Annotated in this window: 2 protein-coding genes; one reads left to right on the top strand and one right to left on the bottom strand. The window is 41.6% G+C overall.

All coding sequences use genetic code 11. The features are described 5' to 3' along the window. The first annotated feature begins 554 nt into the window (after positions 1 to 554). Positions 555 to 1,661, top strand: a complete 1,107-nt coding sequence (cax, locus tag NJ959_RS28320) for a calcium/proton exchanger (protein ID WP_254015101.1) — start codon at positions 555 to 557, stop codon at positions 1,659 to 1,661. Between the two features lie 82 nt (positions 1,662 to 1,743). Here cax and NJ959_RS28315 read toward each other — a convergent pair whose 3' ends face one another. After that, positions 1,744 to 2,400, bottom strand: coding sequence for a hypothetical protein (locus NJ959_RS28315; protein ID WP_254015100.1), 657 nt, complete (start codon positions 2,398 to 2,400; stop codon positions 1,744 to 1,746). Between the last annotated feature and the right edge of the window lie 258 nt (positions 2,401 to 2,658).

Below are 2,658 nucleotides of genomic sequence, written 5' to 3'. Positions count from 1 at the left end.
TTTTCTGTTTTTTTTACGCGCACGGATTTCCATTCTCTTAATTTAACAAAAAAAATGCAACCTGTCAAGGGGTTACGGCAAGAAAATTGCGCCATGAGAAGCTTACCTTCGGTATCGCTTGTCTTGCAGTAGTTTCCAAAGTTGCTGATATCTGAATATTGGATGTCAAAGGATTGGTGTGAGATGATTGGTGTGATGAAATATGCCAAACCTAAACCCGACATTAAGATTAGTTCCTAGTTAGGCTAAAGCCATGACCTAAATCCCGCCCAAGGATTAAGATTAGTTTCTAGTTGGGGCGCTAATCTCAATCGGGTCCAAGCGCAACTGCGAATCTACTTTCTCTGCCACAATCCCAGGGGTGTCACGCCACTCAAGTTCGATAGTCGCCCAATTTGCTGGTGATAACGCCTTAGATTGCTAAAAGGCTAATTGCTAATTATTAATTGAATAACTCTACCATTAGCGATTAGCGATTAGTACTCCTAAAAAGCTAACCAGCAACTTGCCCTAGTACAATTACTGTTTCATGGTTGAAGGAATTCTCAAGCCTAATGCTGAACAAAAATAACATTCTGTCACTTCTGCTACTGTTTATCCCAGTCTCCATTGCCGCACACTATTTGGAGTGGGGATCTGCAGTAGTATTTGTTACCTCCTGCTTGGCTATTGTGCCCCTCGCTGCTTGGATGGGCACTGCCACTGAAGAAATCGCTGTCGTTGTTGGTCCAAGTATTGGCGGATTACTCAATGCTACCTTTGGTAATGCCACTGAATTAATTATTGCTCTGATTGCCCTTAATGCTGGCTTGGTAAGTGTGGTGAAAGCGACAATTACTGGCTCGATTATTGGTAACTTACTCCTAGTGATGGGATTTTCCATGTTTTTAGGAGGATTGCGCTACAAAGAGCAAGAGTTTCAATCTGTTGTGGCGCGGGTGAATGCTTCGGCGATGAATTTAGCCGTGATTGCGATTCTGTTGCCTACTGCCATGAGTGCGACAACTCCTGGTATAGATGAAAGTATTTTACAGCGGCTTTCGGTTGCGGTTGCTTTGATCTTGATTATAGTTTATGTTCTTTCCCTTGTTTTTTCGATGAAAACTCACAGCTATCTATTTGATGTGGGGATGGCAGAAAATGAAGAAGAAGGAGAAACAGAAACTGAGGCAGCTTCACACAAACCGAATATATTCTTGTGGGTTGGGGTGTTGTTAGTTGTGACTCTGTTGGTAGCGTTGGAGTCAGAATTACTGGTAGATACTTTAGAAGAAGCTACATCTCAGTTAGGATTAACGGCTCTATTTACAGGTGTGATTTTACTACCAATTGTTGGTAATGCGGCTGAACATGCAACGGCGGTAACTGTGGCAATGAAGAATAAAATGGATCTTTCTGTTTCAGTTGCTGTGGGTTCTAGTATGCAAATTGCCCTGTTTGTAGCACCAGTTTTAGTTATTGCTGGTTGGTTTATGGGGCAACCAATGGATTTGAATTTTAATCCCTTTGAATTAGTAGCTGTGGTTGTAGCAGTTTTAATTGCTAATTCTATTAGCTCTGATGGTAAGTCTAATTGGCTAGAGGGGATTTTACTCCTAGCTGCTTATGCGGTTTTGGGATTGGCTTTCTACTTCCATCCTGTGGTTGAGGGGTTCGTTTAATAGATAATGGCTGATGGCTAATCGTATCAGCTAGACTATCTGTAGGGTGCGTTATATAACGCACCCTACTATATACAGAAAGTCAAAAGTCACTTAAATCATGTGAGATAGAGAAACATTCGTCAAACTTTCTTGATAGCTTCTGAGGTTCAGGAAATTCCAAACCAGCCGCCCATATTTCTATTATTAATAGGAAATCGCTCAAATCTTGCCGGACTTGGCGTAGTTTAGCCTTAAACTTATAGTACTCGAAGTCTATATGGAATCCCCCGGTTGCCTCACTTGAATAGACGCGCACCAGATTATCCACCCTTTCAACCCAGGCTGTTGGAGAGTGCCCAAGCCAAGGGGAGGTGCCTGTTTGAAGAAACCTCAGCCATTCCCGCCAGCCTTCTAAACCACAACAGCAACTAGGGCTAATAACTTTACCGGATACTTCTCTAACCTGAATACCTCCCGGTAAAATTAGCCGAGAAGAATTAATGATGCTATCCAAAACCTCTTTAGTATCGCCACCGCTTGGTAAATGGTTGTAATTTACCAATTGAGCGAAGACTAAACCGATTTCCTCCTCTGTCATATTGCCAGATAATCGGATCAAAGAGAAGGGGTTACTATTGGGAATATGCCAAGGAAATAAGTGTCCATCTTTGTAACCCATAATTTCTACGACAGGATAAAGATAGGCTTCGCTATTCATCGCAGCGGTTTCTTTAATTGGGCTTTTCTTTTTGCTCATTGCTCCTGCTACCGCTTTCAGGTTCTTTTATATTATAAGTAAAATACCTAATTATTTAACCACAAAGACACTAAGACACGAAGGAAGAGTAAAGAAGAAGGCTATTTGTAGGGTGCGTTATATAACGCACCTTACTATATATAAAGTTTAGTTACAAATTTGGCGTAATTCCTCTAGCCCATTGCGCGATCGCAGTTGTTAATCCTGCTAATGTATATTCTTGAGCCTCTACATCCACTCGCCCTAATAATTCGTAAC

The organism is Limnofasciculus baicalensis BBK-W-15 (assembly GCF_024178385.1).
GTDB lineage: Bacteria > Cyanobacteriota > Cyanobacteriia > Cyanobacteriales > Coleofasciculaceae > Limnofasciculus > Limnofasciculus baicalensis.
Note: the sequence above shows the minus strand (reverse complement) of the source record. Positions and strands in the feature narration are given on the sequence as shown.

What these genes read in the sequence shown, in the direction of transcription:
- cax (WP_254015101.1), top strand. Translation starts at nt 555, where the DNA reads ATGCTGAACAAAAATAACATTCTGTCACTTCTGCTACTGTTTATCCCA.
- NJ959_RS28315 (WP_254015100.1), bottom strand. Translation starts at nt 2,400, where the DNA reads ATGAGCAAAAAGAAAAGCCCAATTAAAGAAACCGCTGCGATGAATAGC.